The organism is Proteobacteria bacterium CG1_02_64_396 (assembly GCA_001872725.1).
In the GTDB taxonomy this organism is placed as follows: Bacteria; Pseudomonadota; MNWR01; order CG1-02-64-396; family CG1-02-64-396; genus CG1-02-64-396.
On the sequence record MNWR01000071.1, the window covers coordinates 14,699 to 17,875 of the forward strand.

Annotated in this window: 2 protein-coding genes; both read left to right on the forward strand. The window is 63.9% G+C overall.

The annotated features are described in order from the left end of the window. Positions 1-43 precede the first annotated feature (43 nt). Positions 44-2,227 carry a hypothetical protein gene (locus AUJ55_08525; GenBank protein ID OIO56426.1) on the forward strand — a complete coding sequence of 728 codons (2,184 nt, stop codon included), beginning with the start codon at positions 44-46 and terminating at the stop codon, positions 2,225-2,227. 38 nt (positions 2,228-2,265) lie between these two features. Next, positions 2,266-2,916, forward strand: a complete 651-nt coding sequence (locus AUJ55_08530) for a hypothetical protein (protein OIO56427.1) — start codon at positions 2,266-2,268, stop codon at positions 2,914-2,916. The last annotated feature ends 261 nt before the right edge of the window (positions 2,917-3,177 follow it).

The following is a 3,177-nucleotide window of genomic DNA, read 5'->3' on the forward strand; positions in this document are numbered from 1 at the left end:
AGGGGATCGTCCCCCTATAAATAGAGGGTGAGGCATTCGTTACATGGGGTTCCGGGGGGGGAACATGGGGATGGTTTGGGGCAATGTGGTGCATAAGATGCTGCTGGCCCTGCTGGTGGGGGTGCTGGTGCAAGCCGCCGTGCTGATCCAGGTGGCCAATCACCCTTGGCTGGGGGTGGAGGTGGAGCGGGATCCGGCGGTGCAGGGGTGGCCGGTGGTGGGGGTGCCTGGGGACAGTCCGGCAGCGGGGCATGTGCAGGTGGGGGAGCAGATCGTGGCCCTGGTGGGTGCGCAAGGCACCCGGTTGACGGTGACCCCGGCCATGCTGGTGACGGAGGAGGCCGATGTTCACACTCGCAGCGCCTGGAACCATTTGGTGGCGGACAAAGAGGCGGTCGACACCCTGCTGCGCGGTCAAACCATTGCCGTGGTATTTGAAGATGGGCGGCAAGAACATTGGGCCACCACCGTGGTGGGGTGGCGCCATATCCCCTTCGAGGTCTGGTTTGGCGCCGCCATGTGTGTGCTGGTGTGGGGGGTCAGTGCCGGAGTGTTGTTGTCGCCCGGCGTCGCCCCCCAGATCCGTACCCTGTTGGTGGCGATAGGGGTGGGGTTTGCGCTGATTGTGGCTGGATACATCCATTCTTCGGTGCCTGCTTACACCCCGTTTGGTTGGATGTTGCTACTGAATTGGCTGGGTACGGGGGTGCTCGGGGGGGGGATGATTGCCCTGGTTTTGGTTTACCCGGGGCGGCTGGTCCCCCTCCATTGGAGCTATGCCCCTATTCCCCTGTTTACCCTGCACTTTTCCCCTTTTATGGCGCAGGGGGTCGATAACATCGCGTGGGTGAACCAGCTCTTCATCCTGGGGTTTTGCCTGGCTCTGGCGGTGGCAGCCACCCTGCAATGGCGCCGTTCCCGGCGCGATCCGCTGCGCCGGGCCATGGTGAAGTGGCTGTTGCTCAGTATGGTTTTGGCCACCGTAACCGCCGTCATCATGGCCTTTGTTCCCAAGTGGACCGGCATGGGGAGCGGGACGGGGGTGACTTACGCCATGCTCCCCATAGCCCTGATGTACGTCGGTTTTGTGCTGGGGATTCACCGCTACCGTTTGTTCGAGGTTGAACGCTGGTGGCTGAACACCTGGTTGTGGGTGGCGGGGGGGGTGTTGGTGGTGGTGGGCGATTTGGCGCTGGCGGCGTGGTTGAACCTGTCGGCCACCACTTCGTTGGCGTTGGCGTTGTTGATTGCCGGATGGTTGTGGTTCCCCCTGCGGCAACATTGGTGGGGGCGGTTGTTGGGGGATCGCCCCGACCAGGCCACGCAGCGGGTGTTGCCCGGTTTGATCGACAGCATTTTTGCCTCCACGGGGGCCCCCCTGGCGGAGCGCTGGGAGGGGGTGTGGCGGCGGGCCTTTGAGCCGGTAGTTTTAGAACCGATGGCCGAGGTGGTCCCCCAGGTGACCCTGGCCAGCGACGGTACCACTCTGCTGGTGCCCGCCCTGGATGGCGCCGGGGGACTTAAGCTGGGGTTGCCCCACGGGGGGCACCGGTTGTACAGCCGCCAGGATGTCGATTTGGCCGGGGTGTTGGTGGGGTTGGGGCGGCAGGCGGCCCAGGTATGGCAAGCACGGGAGGAGGGGGCCAGAGCCGAGCGGGGGCGTATTGTGCGCGACCTGCACGACGATGTGGGAGCGGAGCTGGCCACCCTGCAACACCGGTTGCGCCATACCGAACATGCCGAACGGATCGAACAAACCATCCGCACCTTGCGTGCGGTAACCAGCACCCTGCACACCCAGGCGGCCCCCCTGGCTGAGGTGGCGGGGGGGTGGCGGGCCGAGGTGGTCGAACGGTGTGAAGCGGCTGGGGTGGCGCTGACCTGGCGGCAAGATCAGCGGCTGGAGGGGGTGTTTCTTTCGCCCCACCAGGCGTTGAATCTGTGCCGTATTGTGCGCGAGGCGGTCTCCAACGCTTTGCGCCATGGCCACCCCGCCAATCTGTGGGTGGATTTGGGCATGGATGATGGCAGTCTGTTGTTCCAAGTAACGGACGATGGCTGCGGTTTGGCAGGGGGCAACGGCGCCCAGGGGCGCTGCGGCCATGGGCGGCTCAATATGGAGCAGCGGGCCACCGAATTGGGGGGCGGTGTGGAATGGCAAACCTCCCCCGAGGGGGGGTGCCGGGTGGTGGTCAAGGTGGCTTTGCCGGGGGCAATGCCGGGTTGATTCTTGGAGTTGGGTTGGCTTGATGAATGGAGGAGCGCATGAAGCGGTGTTTGGTGGTGGAAGACCGGGAAGAGAGCCGAATGTGGATCGAGGAGATGCTGCGGGAGGTATTCCCAGGTATTCACATCGTTCAGGCGGGCAGTGTGGCGCAAGGGGTGGCAGCGTTATGTGCCCACCCCCTGGACATGGCGGTGGTCGACCTGGGTTTGCCCGACGGCTCTGGGGTCGATTTGGTGCGCACCATCCGGGATCGTACCCCCCATGTGTTTGTTACCGTCATGACCCTGTTCGACGACGACGACCATTTGTTTCAAGCCTTAAGCGCCGGGGCGATGGGGTATTTGCTCAAAGGGCAACCCTGGGGGCAAACGGCGGCGCAACTGCGGGGCATGCAGGAGGGGGTGCTGCCCATGGCCCCCAGCATCGCCCGGCGCATCATGGCTCAGTTCACCCAGGCACCTGCCGCCCCCCAGCCAACCCCTGCCCCCTTGCCCGGTTTGAGCGAACGGGAGCGGGAGGTGCTGCAAGGGCTGGTTCGGGGCGAAACGGTCAAGGAGATCGCCCGCCGCCTGAATATTTCACCGGCCACCACCTCCAGCCACGTGCAAAACATTTACACCAAGCTGGAGGTGAACAACCGGGGGGCGGCGGTGGCCAAGGCGGTGGGGGCGGGGGTGAAGCCGGGGTGAGGGGGATTCACAAAGGGACTATTGCTTGATTGAAGGGGGAAGCGGTGGGGCGGACGCATACTGGCCTAGGAGTCTGTCGGACTTGAGATCGTCCTACTCGGCAATTGCTCCTGCATTGCTCTACCTCCTGCATCCATGCAGTCGTGCGCCGGCGGGTAATCGGTCCAAATTTCCCCGGTTTTTCGTCACATAGCCACCACTATGATCCTCAAAACCGTGAAAATTTGGCCTCGATTCCCCACTCGGCTCGCTACGGACGCT